This window comes from Halobacillus litoralis (assembly GCF_020524085.2).
Classification (GTDB): Bacteria; Bacillota; Bacilli; order Bacillales; family Halobacillaceae; genus Halobacillus; species Halobacillus litoralis_E.
The window spans coordinates 836,012-855,686 of record NZ_CP129016.1 but is presented as its reverse complement, the minus strand read 5'-3'; the positions used below and the strand labels follow the sequence as shown (position 1 = coordinate 855,686).

General features: G+C 44.0%; 18 protein-coding genes and 5 pseudogenes. 22 read left to right on the top strand and 1 reads right to left on the bottom strand.

All coding sequences use genetic code 11. The features are described 5' to 3' along the window. Position 1 precedes the first annotated feature (1 nt). From tmk to rsmI, 9 genes and pseudogenes are all read left to right on the top strand, one after another. A complete protein-coding gene (gene tmk / locus LC065_RS04565) occupies positions 2 to 631 on the top strand; it encodes a dTMP kinase (RefSeq protein WP_226594981.1) in 630 nt (209 codons plus the stop codon). 54 nt (positions 632 to 685) lie between these two features. Continuing rightward, positions 686 to 1,015 (top strand): cyclic-di-AMP receptor, encoded by a 330-nt coding sequence (locus tag LC065_RS04560; protein ID WP_226594979.1) that lies wholly within the window; start codon positions 686 to 688, stop codon positions 1,013 to 1,015. Between the two features lie 18 nt (positions 1,016 to 1,033). Then, positions 1,034 to 1,474, top strand: coding sequence for a YaaR family protein (locus LC065_RS04555; RefSeq protein ID WP_226594977.1), 441 nt, complete (start codon positions 1,034 to 1,036; stop codon positions 1,472 to 1,474). Between the two features lie 13 nt (positions 1,475 to 1,487). Further along, positions 1,488 to 2,474, top strand: coding sequence for a DNA polymerase III subunit delta' (holB, locus tag LC065_RS04550; RefSeq protein ID WP_226594974.1), 987 nt, complete (start codon positions 1,488 to 1,490; stop codon positions 2,472 to 2,474). Between the two features lie 7 nt (positions 2,475 to 2,481). Beyond that, a complete protein-coding gene (locus tag LC065_RS04545; RefSeq protein ID WP_089654613.1) occupies positions 2,482 to 3,309 on the top strand; it encodes a PSP1 domain-containing protein in 828 nt (275 codons plus the stop codon). Positions 3,310 to 3,324: 15 nt separating this feature from the next. Continuing rightward, positions 3,325 to 3,670, top strand: a pseudogene (gene yabA / locus LC065_RS04540) (DNA replication initiation control protein YabA). A gap of 302 nt (positions 3,671 to 3,972) precedes the next feature. Next, a complete protein-coding gene (locus tag LC065_RS04535; RefSeq protein WP_226594972.1) occupies positions 3,973 to 4,716 on the top strand; it encodes a tRNA1(Val) (adenine(37)-N6)-methyltransferase in 744 nt (247 codons plus the stop codon). Then, the gene (locus LC065_RS04530; RefSeq protein ID WP_226594970.1) at positions 4,706 to 5,005 is read left to right on the top strand and encodes a GIY-YIG nuclease family protein; all 300 of its coding nucleotides are present in this window, start codon (positions 4,706 to 4,708) and stop codon (positions 5,003 to 5,005) included. The genes LC065_RS04535 and LC065_RS04530 overlap by 11 nt, the downstream gene beginning before the upstream one ends. Continuing rightward, positions 4,974 to 5,845 (top strand): annotated as a pseudogene (rsmI, locus tag LC065_RS04525) (16S rRNA (cytidine(1402)-2'-O)-methyltransferase). Before LC065_RS04530 ends, rsmI begins: the two are co-directional and overlap by 32 nt. 132 nt (positions 5,846 to 5,977) lie before the next feature. Here rsmI and LC065_RS04520 read toward each other — a convergent pair. Beyond that, on the bottom strand, positions 5,978 to 6,253 hold the full coding sequence (locus tag LC065_RS04520) for a transition state genes transcriptional regulator AbrB (RefSeq protein ID WP_075038313.1): 276 nt from the start codon (positions 6,251 to 6,253) through the stop codon (positions 5,978 to 5,980). A 415-nt stretch (positions 6,254 to 6,668) separates the two neighbouring features. Between LC065_RS04520 and metG the strand changes: the two are divergent. The 13 genes and pseudogenes from metG to LC065_RS04455 all read left to right on the top strand — a co-directional run bounded on the left by metG (position 6,669) and on the right by LC065_RS04455 (position 19,640). Further along, positions 6,669 to 8,624, top strand: a pseudogene (metG, locus tag LC065_RS04515) (methionine--tRNA ligase). An 81-nt stretch (positions 8,625 to 8,705) separates the two neighbouring features. Beyond that, positions 8,706 to 9,479, top strand: coding sequence for a TatD family hydrolase (locus tag LC065_RS04510; protein ID WP_226594964.1), 774 nt, complete (start codon positions 8,706 to 8,708; stop codon positions 9,477 to 9,479). A 210-nt stretch (positions 9,480 to 9,689) separates the two neighbouring features. Continuing rightward, on the top strand, positions 9,690 to 10,949 hold the full coding sequence (locus LC065_RS04505) for a G5 and 3D domain-containing protein (RefSeq protein ID WP_226594962.1): 1,260 nt from the start codon (positions 9,690 to 9,692) through the stop codon (positions 10,947 to 10,949). A 99-nt stretch (positions 10,950 to 11,048) separates the two neighbouring features. Further along, positions 11,049 to 11,612 (top strand): ribonuclease M5, encoded by a 564-nt coding sequence (rnmV, locus tag LC065_RS04500; RefSeq protein ID WP_306163774.1) that lies wholly within the window; start codon positions 11,049 to 11,051, stop codon positions 11,610 to 11,612. Next, positions 11,602 to 12,473, top strand: a pseudogene (gene rsmA, locus LC065_RS04495) (16S rRNA (adenine(1518)-N(6)/adenine(1519)-N(6))-dimethyltransferase RsmA). Before rnmV ends, rsmA begins: the two are co-directional and overlap by 11 nt. Positions 12,474 to 12,531: 58 nt before the next feature. Next, entirely contained in the window at positions 12,532 to 13,416 is an 885-nt protein-coding gene (yabG, locus tag LC065_RS04490; protein ID WP_226594956.1) for a sporulation peptidase YabG, read from the top strand. Positions 13,417 to 14,194: 778 nt separating this feature from the next. After that, positions 14,195 to 14,455 (top strand): biofilm formation stimulator Veg, encoded by a 261-nt coding sequence (gene veg, locus LC065_RS04485; RefSeq protein ID WP_035511778.1) that lies wholly within the window; start codon positions 14,195 to 14,197, stop codon positions 14,453 to 14,455. A 169-nt stretch (positions 14,456 to 14,624) separates the two neighbouring features. Further along, positions 14,625 to 14,804 carry a small, acid-soluble spore protein, alpha/beta type gene (locus LC065_RS04480; protein ID WP_226594954.1) on the top strand — a complete coding sequence of 60 codons (180 nt, stop codon included), beginning with the start codon at positions 14,625 to 14,627 and terminating at the stop codon, positions 14,802 to 14,804. Between the two features lie 114 nt (positions 14,805 to 14,918). Then, positions 14,919 to 15,791 carry a 4-(cytidine 5'-diphospho)-2-C-methyl-D-erythritol kinase gene (gene ispE, locus LC065_RS04475; protein ID WP_226594952.1) on the top strand — a complete coding sequence of 291 codons (873 nt, stop codon included), beginning with the start codon at positions 14,919 to 14,921 and terminating at the stop codon, positions 15,789 to 15,791. Positions 15,792 to 15,844: 53 nt separating this feature from the next. Further along, positions 15,845 to 16,664, top strand: a pseudogene (gene purR / locus LC065_RS04470) (pur operon repressor). Positions 16,665 to 16,834: 170 nt separating this feature from the next. Continuing rightward, positions 16,835 to 17,134 (top strand): septation regulator SpoVG, encoded by a 300-nt coding sequence (spoVG, locus tag LC065_RS04465; RefSeq protein WP_075038302.1) that lies wholly within the window; start codon positions 16,835 to 16,837, stop codon positions 17,132 to 17,134. A gap of 157 nt (positions 17,135 to 17,291) precedes the next feature. Beyond that, positions 17,292 to 18,671, top strand: coding sequence for a bifunctional UDP-N-acetylglucosamine diphosphorylase/glucosamine-1-phosphate N-acetyltransferase GlmU (glmU, locus tag LC065_RS04460; protein WP_226594949.1), 1,380 nt, complete (start codon positions 17,292 to 17,294; stop codon positions 18,669 to 18,671). Positions 18,672 to 18,686: 15 nt separating this feature from the next. Beyond that, positions 18,687 to 19,640: a ribose-phosphate diphosphokinase gene (locus tag LC065_RS04455; RefSeq protein ID WP_146818732.1), complete on the top strand. Its 954-nt coding sequence runs from the start codon at positions 18,687 to 18,689 to the stop codon at positions 19,638 to 19,640. Positions 19,641 to 19,675 lie beyond the last annotated feature (35 nt).

Below are 19,675 nucleotides of genomic sequence, written 5' to 3'. Positions count from 1 at the left end.
TGTGAAAGGATTGTTTGTAACATTCGAAGGTGGCGATGGAGCTGGTAAATCCTCTATCCTGCGTGAGATTGGAAAAGAATTGAGAGAGCAAGGGTATTCTGTACTCGAAACGAGAGAACCTGGTGGGATCCGCATCGCGGAAAAGATACGGGAAGTGATCCTTGATCCTTCTCACACAGAAATGGACGGACGTACAGAAGCTCTGCTTTATGCGGCTGCACGCAGGCAGCACCTCGTGGAAAAAGTCATCCCGGCATTAAACGAAGGGAAAATCGTCCTTTGCGACCGGTTTGTGGATTCTAGTCTTGCCTATCAGGGAGTGGCAAGGGAACTTGGCCTGGAGGAAGTTTTTAAAATCAATGAATTCGCAATCGATGACCATATGCCGGATTTGACCTTGTTGTTTGATATCAAGCCTGAAAGAGGGTTGGAGAGGATTGCTGCGAACCAGGGAAGAGAGAAAAACCGTCTTGACCTTGAACACATCGATTTTCATGAAAAAGTCTATAATGCCTACCAACGACTGGCTGTACAAGATAAGAATCGTATCAAAGTCATTGATGCTGATCAGGAGTTTGAATCTGTGAAAAAAGATGCGTACCACGTTTTAAACGATTACCTGCCATCATAATTTCCAGCCATTTGTTATAATAGGAGAAAACACCCAACAGGAGGGTATGATTGCATGAAGATGATCATTGCGGTCGTTCAGGATAAAGATAGCAATCGTTTGACAGATGCTTTAGCAGAGAATGATTTTAAAACGACCAAACTATCAACGACAGGTGGATTCTTACGAGAAGGAAATACCACGTTCATGATCGGTTGTGGTGATGATGAAGTCGATGATGCTTTAGATATTATTAAAGATAATTGCAGCCAGCGTGAACAAATGGTTGCTCCTATTTCACCGATGGGTGGAAATGCGGACTCTTACATTCCAAAACCAGTAAAGGTCGAGGTAGGGGGAGCCACAGTATTTATTTTGCCGGTTGATTCCTTTTTTCAGTTTTAACTTAGAAGGGGTACAAGTATGAAGATCAATCAAGAAATACGGACACAGATGGATGCGGCAAAAAAACAATCCTCTCATCAGACGAACGGGAGGCCTAGTTTTGATGCGTTGGTCCAGTCCCAATCGCGGCAGCTTCAAGAAGCTCAATTGAATCGGCTGATGAATAGTATAACAGCACAGGGGGAACGGGTGGCAAGGGCTCGGTCCTTCCGTGATTTGGCTAAATATAAGCGTCTCATCCAAGATTTCATGAAAGAATCCGTTCAATATGGAATGAACTTGAAGCATTCTCATAGTTGGAATGCACATGGGCAGACTCGTAAGTTAACGATTGTAGAATCTGTCGATGAGAAGCTGTCTGAACTGACAGAGGCAGTCATGGATCAAGAAAAGCGGACGGTTGACCTGCTTGGACTGATCGGTGAAATCAAAGGGTTGCTCATTAATTTATATACGTAAGGACGGAAGTAGTATGCAGACTTGGACACAAATGAAAGACATCCAGCCTCTAGCTGCCCAGATGCTGATGAACAGTTTCAAAAAGGACCGCATTTCACATGCTTATTTATTTCAAGGAAACCGGGGAACGGGTAAGCGGGAGATGAGCATCCTTTTTGCGAAAAGCATCTTTTGCAAAAATAGAGAAGGGGCGGAACCTTGTCAAAGCTGCAGGGACTGCCACAGAATCGATTCAGGGAACCATCCTGATTTGCACTGGATTGAACCTGAGGGACAATCCATTAAAAAAGAACAAATTCTTCATTTGCAAAAAGAATTCACCTATACAGGCTTGGAGTCAAACCGAAAAGTGTACATCATCGTCGATGCAGAAAAAATGACGGTCAATGCTTCGAACCGTTTATTGAAATTTTTAGAGGAGCCGAGCCAGCAGACGACAGCTATGCTGCTGACAGAAAACGGTTCGACCATTCTCGATACCATCAGGTCCCGCTGTCAATTGCTCGCCTTTCAACCTTTGAACCCCTTGCGTATTCAGAAAAAATTGGTCGAAGAAGGCGTCTCTGAATCGAATGCGAGACTTTTGTCATCGTTAACGAATAACTTGACAGAAGCCCTCGAGATGAATGAAGATGAGTGGTTTGCGAATGTGCGAAAACTAGTGATACAATTAATTGAAGTGCTTCAAAATAAACCAAATGAAGGACTTTTGTTTATCAACCATCAGTGGATGCCTCATTTCAAAGAGCGACCGCAGCTGCAGCGTGGTCTGGATGTATTGATGCTCTGGTTTCAAGATGTAATTAACCAACTTTTGGACCGGGAAGAATCGATTATTTTTACGACAGAGAGAGAAAAATTAAACCAGGCAGCGATGCGTTGGTCACGTCAGTCGGCAGCGCGGAGCTTAACGGATATTCTTGAGGCGAAACGAAAGATAAATCAAAATGTCCATCCTAATTTAGTGATGGAACAACTTACCCTTCAACTACAGAGGTGATGATCGAATGATCGAAGTTGTAGGTGTCCGATTTAAGCAGGCGGGTAAGGTATATTATTTCGATCCGGGGGGACTGCGGATGACGACGGATGATTATGTCATCGTCGAAACCGTACGCGGGATCGAATTCGGAAAAGTTGTCATTGCTAATAAATCCATAGATGAAGAAGACGTTGTTTTACCTCTTAAAAAAGTCATCCGTATGGCAGATGATAAAGATAAAGTAACGGTGGATGAAAACAAAGACAACGCCGCAGAAGCTTACCGGGTTTGCGAGAAGAAAATCCGTGAACATAAATTGGACATGAATCTTGTGGATGTCGAATACACGTTTGATCGTAATAAAGTCATCTTCTACTTTACGGCTGATGGCCGTGTGGACTTCCGTACATTAGTCAAAGATCTTGCGTCTGTCTTTAAGACGAGGATCGAACTGCGCCAAATCGGTGTCAGGGATGAAGCGAAAATGCTCGGGGGGATCGGTCCATGTGGACGGATGCTTTGTTGCTCAACGTTTTTAGGTGATTTCGAACCTGTTTCTATAAAAATGGCCAAGGATCAGAACTTATCCTTGAACCCAGCGAAAATTTCTGGCCTTTGCGGCCGCTTGATGTGTTGTCTCAAGTATGAAAATGATGATTACGAAAATGCGAAGAAAGAGCTTCCTGACCTCGGTGAAAGCATTGCGACATCCTTCGGTAAAGGAAAAGTCGTCGGGCTTAATATGCTGGAGCGTATGGTCCAGATTGAATTCCGAGACAAAGAGCGTGTCCTTGAATACTCTCTGCAAGAGCTGATCGATGAAGGAGTTCTTCAAACCGAAGCCTCAGAATAAAGGGTGGAGTCGAGCGTGAAGAAGAAAGCCATATTTGAACAAGTATCCCATTTTGAAAGTCAAATCGGTGAGCTTTATGAACAGCTCGGCGATTTAAAAAAACAGCTGGCCTATCTCTTAGAAGAAAACCAGCATTTATCGCTTGAAAATCATCACTTGCGACAACGATTAGAGAAAGAGAATGAAAAAGAACAATCTTCCTCAGGGTCCAAACAGGACAAGGGTGCAGTTGTGGGGGGAAGGCTATGATAACCTCGCACGGCTATACGAAGAAGGCTTTCACATTTGTAATCTTCATTTTGGCAGCCCGAGAGATGAAGATTGTCTGTTTTGCTTATCTTTCTTGAACAAAAAGAAATAATTCCAGGTCCAAGCCTTTCCTTGCTCGTTCGAGGAAGGGCTCTCTTTATATCATGGCTGGGTTGGTTAAGAGTGGATTTCGAGATGTTTGCGTGAGTTAGGGGGGCTACGGGAAAAGGTTCGCTTTCCGTGGACGGGCGCTGAGCCTCCTCAAGCTACGCTCTGCGGGGTCTCAGCTGCCCCGCAAATCCCACAGGAGTCTCACCGTTTCCCAGCCACCATAAACTCACACGATCGTCTCGAAACTTAGTGTTAAAGTTATATATCATAGGAAATAGAGTGAAAAAAGAAAGGAAAGCGGAAATGGTTCAATTATATGGAGATGAACGAATTGATTTTTTATTAGCGAAAGAAAACATGCGGATTATACAAAGTCCGAGCGTATTCGCTTTTTCATTGGATGCGGTATTACTTGCTGACTTTACTTACGTACCAAAAACACGCGGAAAAATCCTGGATTTATGTACAGGTAACGGAGTTGTCCCTCTTTTTCTTTCCACGCGCTCCAGTGTTCCGATTACCGGAGTGGAAATTCAGGAGCGGCTTTATGATATGGCCCTCCGTAATATCGAGCTGAATGATCTCGGTGATCAACTTGATATGATTCATGGTGATTTGAAGGACATGCCTGGTCATTACGGAAATGACAAATTCGACCTTGTCACGTGCAACCCTCCTTATTTTCCTACTCCCAAAGCGGATGAACAGAACTTGAATGAGCATTTGGCAATCGCAAGGCACGAAATCCACTGCAGTTTAGAAGACGTGGTAGAGTCCTGCAGCAGGCTGGCCAAGTCCGGGGGCAAAGTATCTATGGTACATCGCCCAGATCGTATGGTAGAAATCATTCAGTTATTCAAGAAGTACAAGTTGGAACCGAAACGGATGCAACTCGTATATCCAAAAGAAGGAAAAGAGGCGAACATTCTTCTGATGGAAGGGGTCAGAGATGGAAAGCCAGGGCTGAAAATTTTACCACCGCTATACGCTCTTACGAAAGATGACGAATATACTCAAGAACTAAGGGAAATTCTTTATGGAGAATAGTCATTTTGTCTATATGCTCAAATGTAAAGATGGGACCCTTTATACCGGTTACACCAACAATCTGGAAGCTAGATTAGATAAGCATCAGAGCGGCAAAGGGGCCAAGTACACAAGAGGTAGAGGGCCGCTCGTACTGGAAGCTTATGAAGTGTATGAGACGAAGTCAGAAGCCTTACAACAAGAATACCGGCTGAAACGAATGACAAGGAAAGAGAAAGAAAATTGGATCAAACAAAGAAAGGAAGGGGTGAGCTTGAATGAACGTACAAAAAAGTTTCACGGATCATGATCTAGGGACGCTTTATATCGTCCCCACTCCCATCGGTAACTTGGAAGATATGACCTTCCGTGCGGTCAACACTTTAAAAGAAGTGGACATGATTGCTGCCGAGGATACGAGAAATTCTAGAAAATTGCTCAATCACTTTGAAATCTCTACAACACTGGTCAGTTACCATGAACATAATAAACATACGAAAGGACCGGAGTTGCTTGAAAGAATTCGTGATGGACAGAACATTGCCATCGTCAGTGATGCCGGCATGCCTGGAATATCAGATCCTGGAACAGATCTTGTCCAAAGAGCGGTGGAGGCAGATGTGCCAGTCGTTGTTCTGCCAGGTGCGAATGCCGCCTTGCCTGCGCTCGCCGGATCAGGTCTTTCTACGGAAGGGTTCTACTTTCATGGATTTCTTCCTAGGAAAAAGAAAGATCGCGCCGCCGTTTTACAGCAACTTCAATCCGTTCAAGTAACCCTGGTTTTTATGAATCTCCACACCGATTGAAAGAGATGTTGAGCCATGTCCATGAAGTGTTTGGAAATCGAAAAGCCTCGCTGGTCCGGGAATTAACGAAACGGTATGAAGAATATGTCCGTGGGGATTTGGGTGAACTAGTCGACTGGGCCCATTCTGAACAAGTCCGTGGGGAGTTTTGTGTAGTGATTGAAGGATCAGAGGATGTAGAATCGGAGGAGAGCCAGTGGTGGACCCGCTTATCTGTCGTCGATCACGTCCAGCACTATATCGAAAACAATGGAATGAGGAATAAAGAAGCGATAAAACAGACGGCTTTAGACAGGAAGCTTCCGAAACGGGAAGTGTACCAGGCCTATCACGTAGAAGAATAATATAAGAAACATGAAAAAACCCCTTACTGTCAGGCCTGTGAACAGTAAGGGGTTGCTTTAACATATGTCTTTTTCTCTCTGTAACCAGTAAATCGTCTCTTATCTATTTATCTATTTATCTCTATATCTTATTTATTTTAGGTTGTCTTGTAATTCTGAAAGCAGCATTTGCGCGCCTTCTTTGCTTAGGACTAGGTTGCCGTTTGCCAGTTTCATATTTTCATCTGAAACTTCCCCTGTGACATGGCAAGTCATGTTGGGCTTATATTTTTTTAGAACGATGCGATCATCGTCTACATAAATCTCCAACGCGTCCTTTTCGTTAATGCCTAATGTGCGGCGGAGTTCGATCGGAATAACCACGCGACCGAGCTCGTCGACTTTACGTACGATACCTGTAGATTTCATATTTCTGTCTCCCCTCAATCAAAAGTTTTGCTGTCATGTTTCGACATATGTCTCGACAATATAGTACCAACCATTCCCAGACGTGTCAATTACTTAAAAAGGGATAAGAATTTCCAACTCCACATACTGGTGAGGGTATTGAAAATGGGTGAGTGAAGCGTTTCATCCAGGCCTCATTCCATCTCAACCCATCCCTTTCATCCCATATATGGTTGGTTTATCCAACATGTCTATATACATTTCATTTTACCAGAGTATTTACAGATGTGAAATTATAATGTTTGGTTCTTTTGACAGTTTTAAGTAAAATTCGGTATATTTTAATGTTAGGAATGGAAATAAAGGAGATAAATCGATAGAATGATACCATGACCTTTTATGACTTATGGTATGAAGATTTTGAGGAGGGAACAGGATGCCTGAGGAAAACAAGACGTTTTATATAACGACACCTATTTATTACCCTAGTGGTAATTTGCATATTGGACATGCTTATACAACCGTAGCTGGTGATGCAATGGCCCGCTACAAACGTTTGCGGGGTTACGATGTGATGTATCTGACCGGAACGGATGAGCATGGACAGAAGATCCAGCGGAAGGCAGAGGAAAAAGGAGTCTCCCCACAAGCTTACGTTGATGATATTGTGAGTGGAATTAAACAATTATGGGATAAACTCGATATTTCCTATGATGACTTCATTCGTACAACACAGGATCGCCACAAAGTAGTGGTAGAGAAAATTTTCGATCACTTAATGAAAAAAGGCGACATTTACTTGGATGAGTATGAAGGTTGGTACTGTACTCCGTGTGAATCCTTTTTCACAGAACGTCAGCTTGAAGACGGCCGCTGCCCGGATTGTGGCGGTGAAGTAGAAAAAGTAAAAGAGGAATCCTACTTCTTCAAGATGAGCAACTATGTCGACCAATTGCTTGAGTTCTATGAAAAGAACCCGACATTCATTCAGCCGGAAAGCCGTAAGAATGAAATGATCAACAACTTCATCAAACCAGGTCTTGAAGACTTGGCTGTTTCCCGGACGACATTCGATTGGGGAATTGGAGTACCATGAAATGAGAAACACGTCATTTACGTATGGATTGATGCGTTAAGTAATTATATTACAGCGCTTGGTTACGAAAGTGATGATGATTCCAAATACCAAAAATACTGGCCGGCAGATGTTCAGCTTGTAGGGAAAGAGATTGTACGTTTCCATACCATCTATTGGCCGATCATGCTTATGGCTTTGGATCTTCCTTTACCGAAGCAGGTATTTGCCCATGGATGGATCTTAATGAAAGATGGAAAAATGTCCAAATCCAAGGGGAACGTCGTGGACCCTGTTCAGCTGAGTGATCGTTATGGTCTTGATGCTCTACGTTACTACTTGCTTCGTGAAGTACCATTCGGCTCTGATGGGGTCTTTACACCAGAAGCATTCGTTGAACGTACGAACTATGACCTTGCGAATGACCTCGGAAACCTGTTGAACCGTACAGTGGCGATGATCAGTAAATATTTCGATGGTGAAATTCCAGCTCTGAAACTAGGCGAAGATGAATTTGATCAAAGCCTTGAAAAACTTGCCCAAGAGACGAGAATCTCTGTCGAAGACTCCCTAGAGAACATGGAGTTTTCTGTGGCTCTTGCAGATCTTTGGAAATTCGTCAGCCGTACGAATAAATATATTGATGAGACGCAGCCTTGGGTTCTGGCTAAAGATGAAAACCAAAAAGAACGCCTTGGTAATGTGATGGCTCACCTGGCTGAATCTCTACGTCAAATCGCCGTTATGCTTCAGCCGTTCTTGACGCAGACACCTGAGCGTATCTTCCAGCAGCTCGGAGTAACAGCAGATGATCATAAAGCATGGGAAAGCCTAGTCGAATTTGGAATTCTTCCAGCTGGGACGAAGGTACAAAAAGACCAGCCGATCTTCCCGCGTCTCGATGCGGATGAGGAGACTCAAATCATTAAAGACATGATGAAGAAATCAGCTCCTCAAAAAGAAGAGAAGAAAGAAGAGAAAAAGGATCAAGCAGAAGAAGTAACGATCGATGATTTCATGAAGCTTGATTTCCGTGTCGCCGAAGTCATGAAAGTCGATAAGGTGAAAAAAGCAAATAAGCTGCTGAAAATTCAACTGGATCTTGGGTATGAGCAGCGCCAAGTCGTTTCTGGCATTGCCGAACACTACACTCCGGAAGACCTTGTTGGTAGAAAAGTCATTTGCGTAGCCAACTTGAAGCCGGTCAAACTCCGTGGAGAATTGTCAGAAGGGATGATTCTTGCGGGTGAAGATGACAATGGCTTATCTTTAGCATCCGTTGACCAGACATTGAAGAATGGTACGAAAGTGAAATAACACATGAACAAAAAGGGAAAGCTCACCATAGTGCTTTCCCTTTTTTTGCATAACGATTATTTGATAAGGGTGGGAAAATGAATGTTGTTTGATACGCACGTCCACTTGAATGCAGATCAATTCGATGAGGACTTAGAAGAAACGATTGAAAGAGCTCAAGAAGCTGGTGTCCAGTATATGACAGTTGTAGGATTCGATAGGAAAACAATTCCGAAAGCGATGAAAATTGCCGAACGGTATGAAAACATCTATGCAGCTGTAGGTTGGCATCCGGTTGATGCCATTGATATGACAGATGAGGACCTTCAGTGGATCGAGGAATTATCTCAGCATCCTAAAGTCGTCGCGATTGGCGAGATGGGACTCGATTATCATTGGGATAAATCACCAAAGGATGTCCAAAAGGAAGTGTTCCGCAAACAGATCCATCTGGCAAAGAAAGTGAAGATGCCAATCATCATCCACAACCGTGAGGCAACCGATGATATCGTTGAAATTCTTAAAGAAGAGAATGCAGCGGAAGTTGGAGGAATCATGCACTGTTATAGCGGTCCGGTCGAGACGGCAAAAGAATGCATCGATATGAACTTTATGATCTCTTTAGGTGGTCCGGTCACTTTTAAAAATGCAAAATTACCGAAAGAAGTGGCCAAAGCAGTGGACCTTGAGCATTTGCTGGTGGAAACGGACTGCCCGTTTCTTGCTCCGCATCCGAACCGCGGGAAACGAAATGAGCCTGCCTATGTGAAGCTTGTTGCGGAACAAATCGCCGAGTTGAAGGAAATTTCGTATGAAGAGGTCAGCAAAACGACAACCTCGAACGCCCTCGAATTTTTTGGAATCCAGTCGCAATAACGGGGACCTTGGAGGGTATATTACAAGATCCACCCAATTGTATGGGAACTGTAACATGTTTGTTATGTTAATCGTCTAGGTAAAATAGCATAATAGAGGAGTCAGTGATGGTCATGCTGGCTCCTCTATTTTTGTGTAAAGAGGATCCATTTGACATGAGTTTGTCACTTGACTACAATAAAACGCGTGCTTTAGAAAGGAGGCCAAAGGATGAAAATAGGAAAACTGTTAAAATCAGCCATTAGTCACATGATGGTATGGGCAACTGTGATTGCCGTCCTATGCATCGCCTTTTTAGTAACCGTTTCGTATGAAGCTACTAAAGCTTCTGTACAAGTGACACAAAACGGGCAGAAAGAACTGATACGCACTCATGCTGATACAATTGATGAATTATTATCAGAGCTCAATGTCACTGTCCAACAACATGATGAATTATCACATAACTTATCCGATCCGGTTGAATATGGAATGGATGTCACGTACATAGCATCTAAGTCTATCAATCTAGCCATCGATCGTAACCATACAGAAGAATACTTTACAACAGCCTCGACGGTGGAGGAGTTCTTTGAGCAGGAGGGTCTTGAGTTTAAGGAACGGGATGAATTATCCCATGATCCTGATGCTCTCATTGAAGAAGGCATGGATATTAAAGTCCAGCAGGCCTTCCAAGTGACCGTCAATGATGGTGGGAAATCCGAAGCAGTCTGGACGACCGCCTCCACGGTTGACGAATTGCTTCAAAAAGAGGGAATCACCCTGAATGAACTGGATGAATTGAATCTCAATGAAGAAGAAGAGCTTTCCTCTGATAAAAAGGTCATGATTACAAGAGTCGAAAAAGTGACGGATATTGTGGAAGAGGAAGTTGACTTCACAGTGGAAACAAAGAAAGACCATTCTCTTCCGAAAGGGGAAAAGAAAGTCGTTTCCAATGGGGAAAAAGGTTTGATTACGAAGGAATACGAAGTAATCTTAAAAAACGGCGAGGAAGCAAGCCGTGAACTGGTCGAAGAAACAGTGGAACAAGAGAGCAAGACAGAAGTAGTTGCTCTTGGCACGAAAGTAGAGAAGAAAGCAACAGCTGCTGCTTCAAGTTCTTCCAACTCGTCAAGCTCTTCCCGGTCTTCTTCCAGTCAAGCTTCTACAACGGTATCGCGAAACGATACAAGTGGAGCGAAGACCTTATATATGCATGCCACAGCCTACACGGCCAACTGTGCAGGATGTTCCGGCATTACGGCTACAGGCATCAACTTGAAAGCGAATCCTAACAAAAAAGTCGTAGCCGTTGACCCGAACGTCATTCCACTTGGAAGTCGTGTCTGGGTAGAAGGATATGGGTATGCCATTGCCGGAGACACAGGTGGAGCCATCAACGGAAACCGAATCGATTTATTCGTTTCTTCCAGGAGCGAAGCGCTTAAGTTTGGGTCTCGCAATGTAAAAGTTAAAATATTGGATTAATGGAGATAGCAGAGGAATCGTTCCTCTGCTTTTTTCCGTGTATAGAGTCGTGGTATGCTATGGAAAGATGATGAAGGGAACGCAACAGGAGGAAGGTACGTGAAAATTAAAGAAGTGATTGTCGTGGAAGGGAAAGATGATACCGCCCGAATTAAATCAGCCGTGGATGCAGATACCATTGAGACAAATGGATCTGCGATTGATGAGCGTGTTCTTGAGCAAATCAAACATGCCCATGAAAAAAGAGGAGTCATCATTTTTACAGATCCCGATTACCCTGGAGAACGGATCAGGCATATCGTAAGTCAGCATGTTCCTGCATGCAAGCATGCCTTTTTACCAAAACATCGTGCGCGCGCCAAACATGATAAAGGAATCGGTATCGAACATGCCTCGATTGCCGATATTCAGGAAGCACTGTCTGCGGTTTATGAACTAATGGATATCCATGAAGGCGAAATTGGAAAAAGTGACCTCGTCAACTACGGTCTCATCGGAGGGCCAAAAGCCTCTAAGCGTCGTGAAAAATTGGGGATCGTCCTCAAAATTGGCAAGACGAACGGAAAACAATTGCTAAAACGATTGAATATGTTCCACATTACATCCCACCAGCTAAATGAAGCGATGGATCAGATCATACAGGAGGAAAGAGATGAACAGTAAAGCAGTAGCCACACCGACAAGAACAAAAGAAATTTTGCAGGCCTACGGGTTCTCATTTAAGAAAAGCTTGGGGCAAAACTTCTTAATTGATGTAAACATTTTAAAAAAATATCATTACAGAGGCTGGAATTGACCGTTCAGCAAGTGCGATAGAAATTGGACCAGGAATTGGGGCTTTGACAGAACAGTTGGCTCAACATGCCGACCGTGTCGTTGCCTTCGAGATCGATCAGCGTCTCCTTCCGATTTTGGAAGAAACCCTTGGTTCCTATGACAATGTTGAAGTCATCAACCAGGATATTCTTAAAGCGGATGTCACCCGTGTGATTGCTGAGCATTTCAAACCAGGACAACCGGTCCGTGTCGTAGCTAACCTTCCTTATTATATTACGACGCCGATTTTAATGAAACTTCTGATGGATCGATTGCCGATCGACAGCATTACGGTCATGATCCAGAAAGAAGTGGCGGATCGTATGGCTGCTGAACCGAATACGAAAAGTTACGGTTCTCTTTCCATAGCCGTCCAGTATTATACAGAAGCAAGTGTCGTCTTAAATGTACCTAAGACCGTCTTTATGCCCCAGCCGAATGTCGATTCTTCTGTTTTGCATCTGGAAATGAGGGAGAAACCGCCTGTTGAGGTTGAGGATGAAGAATTCTTTTTTTGACGTCGTTAAAGCAACATTCGGTCAGCGTCGAAAAACGTTAATGAACAACTTAGCCCGTCATTTCAAAGGAGAAATGGATAAGGAAGAGCTCAGAAACCGCCTGGAAAAGGTCGACATTGAACCATCTCGACGTGGAGAATCGTTGTCGATGCAGGAATTCGCCGATCTAGCCAACGTTTTATATAAGTAGCACAAAGCCCATGTTCACACATACACTACAGTAGTGTATAGAGTGAGGTGGGGAAGTGATGATATCAAGTGGAGACCTTGTAACACGGAAATCCTATCAGCACGACATCATTTTTCGAGTGAAGACAGAGAAGGGACCGCTCTTAAAATTGATGGGCGAACATGTACGACTCGAGGCCGACGCCCCTCTCGATGATCTTGAAAAAGTAACTGGAGCTGAGTATCACCGTAGAAAAAGTGAAGTGGATGAGAAAGAAGCCTATTCCTACCGTTTGTTTCGTCAGGATTACAGGCTCCTTAAAGAAAAAAGGGAAGCAGAAGCGGGAAGCGGGTATGCAGATAAGAAAGAAACCAATTACTTTCAAATACCGCCCCGTATTCTTCATATAGATGGAGATCCATTGTTTTTGAAAAAGTGTATTGCTTTATATGAACAACTTGGATTGCAAGTTCATGGACAATACCTTCACGAGAAAGAAATGCCGAACCAAGTCCTGTCTCTAATCGAAAAAGTGCACCCGGAAATTGTCGTTTTGACGGGGCATGACTCTTACTCAAAAGCGAAAGGAACCGTCAGGGAGTTAGAGTCTTATCGTCACTCCAAATACTTTGTAGAAGCTGTCAGGAACATACGGAGAAAATATCCGAATTTTGATCAGATGGTCGTATTTGCAGGGGCCTGCCAATCCCATTTTGAGTCCATCATCAGAGCAGGAGCGAACTTCGCGAGCTCCCCCGCCCGAGTAAACATTCACGCCATCGATCCGGTCTACGTCGCTGCACGTGTAGCATACACTTCGTTCATGGACCATATCAACATATGGGAAGTCATTCGCAATACCATAAGTGGAGAAGATGGCCTTGGCGGAATTGAAACCAAAGGATTGCTCCGCATCGGCATGCCTTACACCGAAAACCAAACCGAAGAAACCGAAGAACCATAAAACAAAGCCGTCATCTCCCCATGACGGCTTTTTCATATTCATTGTTCAACTAACTGGCAGGATTGTGTAAGACTTAGTTTCGAGATGTGTCCGGGGTTCGTTGCCTTGTTGGGTGTTAGGGGTGGTCGAGAAGCTACTCGCTTTCCTGCGGGGATGACGGCAAGCCTCCTCGTGCTACGCACTGCGGGGTCTCGCCAGCCAATCCATTCCCGCGGGAGTCTCGCAGCTTCCCAACCACCCTTTTCGATGTAAGGGAGAAACGAACCCTTGTACCAAGTAGGGTGGTTCTTCCACTATCCACTGTTAGAGGTGTAAAGCGCTGTGGATCATGCTTTAACGTATCTAGTCATCCACTTCCCATAATCATACGATCTGCCTTTTCAGGAGTGGTTTCGAGAATCTTCCTTGGCAAAGGGGCGAGGGAAACGGTGAGACTCCTATGGGACGTGTGGGACAGGTGAGACCCCGGAAGGCGTAGCCTGAGGAGGCTCAGCGCCCGCCCGATGGAAAGCGAACCTTTTCCCGTAGCCCCTAGAATCACACAAACGTCTCGAAACTGAGTCTTCAACAATCGGGAGCTTTAGTGGGAGAAGGTTATGTACGGAATTTGAGTGAAAGAAAAAAGTTTACATACTTTTCCTCTAAATGGATAAGCTAACCAGGACCGATTATTTATATCATTCTGTTGCAATGTGAATGCGCAGTTGGTATAATTAATAATTTTATTTGACTTTGTCCCATGTCTGTGGTAAACTAAATTACAGTGAGGTGGAGTGCAGTGGCTAAAACGTTAGTAGAAATCAAGCAATCCCTTGAAGGGCAAATTGGTAAACGCCTAACTTTGAAAGCAAACGGCGGACGCCGTAAAACAATCGAGCGATCCGGTGTACTGGCAGAAACATATCCTGCCGTTTTCATTGTAGAGTTGGATCAAGAAGAAAATGCTTTTGAACGTGTATCTTACAGCTATGCAGATGTACTTACAGAGACAGTCGAATTGAACTTCGACGACCTACAGACTATGGCACTTGAGCAGTGAACCCACCGTTTGCTGCTTTTTTATTTTGTCTGCAATACAAAATATCATTCACTAAGATAAAGAAGGAATCATTACCATCCTTACATACAACTCCCTTGCTTGTCCGTTACATGTTTCGCACATACTAACGTTGTCGTAGCTTTAGTGAAAGCGAAAGGAGCTGAAGACGATGGGACGTAAGCGCAGCATGATGTCCGATTCGTTGAAAGAGGAAATCGCGAGAGAACTTGGGTTTTACGACAAGGTAGAAAAAGACGGATGGGGCGGCATTTCTGGGCGGGATGCCGGCAATATGGTAAAACGAGCAATTCAAATGGCAGAAGAACAAATGGTGAACAACCAACAGTAAGCTTTTACCCCTGGCGCTTGATGCTCCGGGGGCTTTTTCCTTTCCCGCGCCTCTCACCAACCCATTAAATATGGTACAATGCTTTCAGAATCATATGGAAGAAGAGGTGCTTACATGCAAATACTTGAAAAAGCTCCTGCGAAAATTAATTTGTCTCTTGATGTTTTACATAAACGAGCGGACGGATTTCATGAAGTAGAGATGGTCATGACAACTGTAGATCTTGCGGATCGCATTGAATTGACTCTCCTCTCTGAAGATGAAATCAAAGTGGAATCGGAAAGCCGTTTTGTTCCGAACGATGAGCGAAATCTAGCCTATCGTGCGGCCAAATTGCTGAAAGATCGATTCCGTGTGACTCAAGGAGTAAAGATCTTTATTGAAAAGAACATTCCTGTAGCTGCTGGGCTTGCAGGTGGTAGCAGTGATGCGGCAGCTGTCCTCCGAGGTGTGAACCGGATGTGGGGACTAGGGTTGAGCATGGATGAATTAGCTGAACTAGGATCTGAAATTGGTTCAGACGTGTCTTTTTGCGTGTATGGAGGAACGGCACTTGCAACCGGGCGAGGGGAAAAAATCCAGCACCTGCCTGCCCCTCCGCCGTGTTGGGTGGTCCTTTCTAAACCAACGCTTGGTGTATCGACCCAGTCGGTCTATAAGAATCTTGATTTGAGTGCTGCTCACCATCCGAATACAAAAGCCATGGTAAAAGCTTTGAATGAAGGAAACTATGACGGTATTTGTCAGAACGTCGGCAATACCCTTGAAGGTGTGACGCTTCAGATGCATGAGGAAGTCGGTCAAATCAAAGAGCAGATGAAACAGGCAGGGGCTGATGCGGTTCTTATGAGCGGAAGTGGACCGACTGTCTTTTCCATTGTTGAACACGATGCTCGAGCCCAAAGAATTTATAACAGTTTAAAGGGTTTTTGTACGGAGGTTTTCATGGTTCGTATGCTTGGTTACAGTGAACCACTTGATAAATAACGTACGAATTTGTTATATTTAATGAAAACATTCGGATTTAGAGGTGTCTTTGTATGAAAAGAAGCGAAAGACTTGTCGCTATGACTCATTATATTCTCGATCGACCACGAGAGCTTATTTCTCTTCCTTTTTTCTCAGAAAAGTATGATGCTGCGAAATCATCCATCAGTGAAGATTTAGGAATCATAAACAAAATGTTTCAACATGAGGGAATCGGTTATTTGGAGACGATTTCTGGAGCGGCAGGGGGGAGTGAAATATATTCCTGCTTTCTCAAAAGAAGAAAGCCATCGTTTCGTTGAAGAGTTATGTGAGAAATTAGAGGATCCCGCGCGACTCCTCCCAGGTGGCTATTTATTTATGAGTGACCTGCTTGGAGATCCGGAAACGACGCGTAACATCGGCAAGCTGTTCGCTTCTGCTTTTCGTGATAAAGACATCGATGTGGTCATGACGGTAGCAACGAAAGGTATTCCTCTCGCTTACGCCGTCGCTTCCTACTTGAACGTTCCTGTAGTGATTGCCAGGAGAGATCCGAAAATTTCTGAAGGGTCAACGGTGAGCATTAATTATGTATCCGGTTCGACGCGGAAGATTCAAACGATGGTTCTAACCAAGAGATCTCTCCCTCAAGGGTCAAGGGTCTGCATTATTGATGACTTCATGAAAGCTGGTGGAACCATCAATGGTATGCGGAATTTATTAATGGAATTCGATGCAGAATTAGCAGGAATTGGTGTGCTTGCTGAAGCGGAAGATGAAGAAGAAGATCGTGTCGTGGATGATTATTTATCGGTGGTACAGATCATTAATGCGGATGAACGTAAATCCTCCATCGAAGTCCGGCCTGGAAACTTGTTAAAAAATATATAAAAAATATTTATTGAAGAAAGCCCTCATCCTTTTGTATGGGGGCTTTCTTCATGGTTTTACAGTTAAATAAACAGAATCATAAAAATTTTTTAGAAAAATTAGCAGGATTTTTTCCCGTTTTGTGGAATTTGTCTTACATAAGTTCTTTTGTATAAAAGGTGGTGAATCTAATGGAAGTAACTGACGTAAGACTGCGACGCGTGAATACTGATGGAAGAATGCGAGCAATTGCTTCTATTACCTTGGACCAGGAGTTTGTTGTCCATGACATACGGGTGATTGATGGCAACAATGGACTGTTCGTGGCGATGCCGAGCAAACGTACTCCGGATGGGGAGTTTCGTGACATTGCACACCCGATTAATTCAGGTACTCGTGGAAAGATCCAAGACGCTGTACTTGAAGCTTATCACCGTGCTGGTGATGAGGAAGAAGCTGAGGTGGAATTCGAAGAAGCCGGCGCTTCCTAATACTTACGCACAACAAGAGTCTAACCGAACCAGGTTAGACTCTTTTTTTGGTCCCAAACCTTGGTGGGATTTCCGTCCGTGTTCCTCCTCTAAATGTTGAAATACGTGTTGTATTGAGATATGATTCAAAGTGGATATTTAGGATGGAGGTACGTTCATGACTAATCGATATGCTGTCGTTCTAGCCGCTGGCCAAGGCACACGTATGAAATCAAAACTTTATAAGGTTTTGCATCCTGTATGTGGTAAGCCGATGGTCCAGCACGTTGTCGACCAGTTGAATAAACTAGATTTGCAAGAATTGATCACCGTTGTAGGTTTTGGTGCTGAAAAAGTTCAGGAACAGCTTGGTGAAGATAGTCATTATGTCATCCAGGAGGAACAGTTGGGAACAGGACACGCTGTTTTGCAAGCGGATGATATTCTGGCAGATAAAGACGGGACGACCGTGGTCGTTTGTGGCGATACACCATTGTTGACAGGAGAAACGCTGCAAAAGCTTCTGGATCATCATGATGCAGAAGGGGCGAAGGCGACGGTTTTGACTGCCCATGCCGAAGACCCACATGGGTACGGACGCGTCATCCGTGGCGGAAATGGCCAGGTGGAACGAATTGTAGAGCAAAAAGATGCGTCTGATGAAGAACAGGCCATTCAAGAAATCAATACAGGTACGTATTGCTTTGATAATGCGATGTTGTTTGATGCACTTAAAAACGTCTCCAATGACAATGTACAGGGCGAATATTACCTGCCAGATGTCATTGAAATCCTGAAAGGTCAGGGCGAAACAATCAGTGCTTATCAAACACCGGAGTTTTCGGAATCTCTTGGTGTTAATGATCGTGTGGCTTTGTCAAAAGCAGAAAAGCTAATGAAACAACGAATTAACGAGCAACATATGAGAAACGGGGTTACGCTCGTCGATCCTGATCAAACGTATATTGGTCCGGATGTGACCATAGGAAGAGATGTTGTCATCTATCCTGGAAGCGTTTTGGAAGGGAAAACGACGATTGAAGATGATGCCCTTATTGGTCCACACTCTACAATTACAAACAGTCACGTAGGTAGTGAGACGACCATTAAGCAGAGTGTCGCTGCTGATAGTAAAATCGGATCCCGTGTACAGATTGGGCCTTTTGCTCATATCCGTCCGCAATCGTCTCTAGGTGACGATGTGAAAGTCGGAAACTTTGTGGAAGTGAAAAAGGCTTCCTTCGGCGATGGAAGTAAAGCTTCTCACCTAAGTTATATCGGTGATGCGGAAGTCGGAAGTGGTGTCAACATCGGCTGTGGAACCATAACGGTAAACTACGATGGAGAGAACAAGCATTTGACGACGATTGAAGATGATGCATTCATCGGATGCAATTCAAACTTGATCGCTCCTGTCACTGTAGGAAAAGGCGCTTATGTGGCTGCGGGCTCCACGATTAATCAGGATGTCCCATCCGAGGCTTTGTCTATTGCCCGTTCCCGTCAGACGAATAAAGAAGGCTATGCAAGTAAAATGAAATCGATCAAAAAAGATTAACGGAGGGTTCCATCCATGGCAACTGGATATAAGGATTCAAAACTGAAAGTATTCTCACTCAACTCAAATCCTGAGTTAGCGAAAGAGATTGCTGATAACATCGGCGTCGAGCTAGGTAAATGTACAGTCACGAGCTTTAGTGACGGAGAGATTCAAATCAACATTGAAGAAAGTATCCGTGGGTGTGATGTGTATGTTGTCCAATCCACATGTGAGCCTGTCAATCAACACATCATGGAACTCCTAATCATGATCGATGCTCTAAAACGTGCATCAGCAAGATCAATCAATATTGTCATGCCATACTACGGTTATGCAAGACAAGACAGAAAAGCGCGTGCCCGTGAACCGATTACGGCGAAGTTAATTGCTGATCTGCTAGAAACGGCAGGAGCTTCCCGCGTATTGATGCTTGATCTACACGCACCTCAAATTCAAGGATTCTTCAACTTGCCGATCGATCACCTTGTCGGTGTTCCGATTCTATCCGACTATTTTGAGGAAAAGAATTTTGAGGATGTTGTCATCGTTTCTCCTGACCATGGAGGCGTAACACGTGCCCGTAAAATGGCGGATCGTCTAAAAGCCCCTATCGCTATCATTGATAAGCGTCGTCCGCGTCCAAACGTTGCAGAAGTCATGAACATTGTCGGTAACATTGAAGGCAAGACCGCGATTTTAATCGATGACATTATTGATACGGCGGGCACTATTACACTGGCGGCCAATGCTCTTGTCGAGAACGGCGCCAAAGAAGTGTTTGCTTGTTGTACGCACCCTGTTCTATCAGGACCTGCCATCGAGCGTATTGATAATTCGAAAATTAAAGAGCTTGTGGTCACAAACACGATTCCGCTTGGTGAAGAGAAATCAAGCGAGAAAATTACAGAGCTTTCTGTAGCTGGCTTGATCAGTGAAGCCATTGTTCGTGTTCATGAACGTCAATCCATTAGTATTTTATTTGATTAATTTTGAATAATTAGGTTTAACTCTTGTTTTTAACG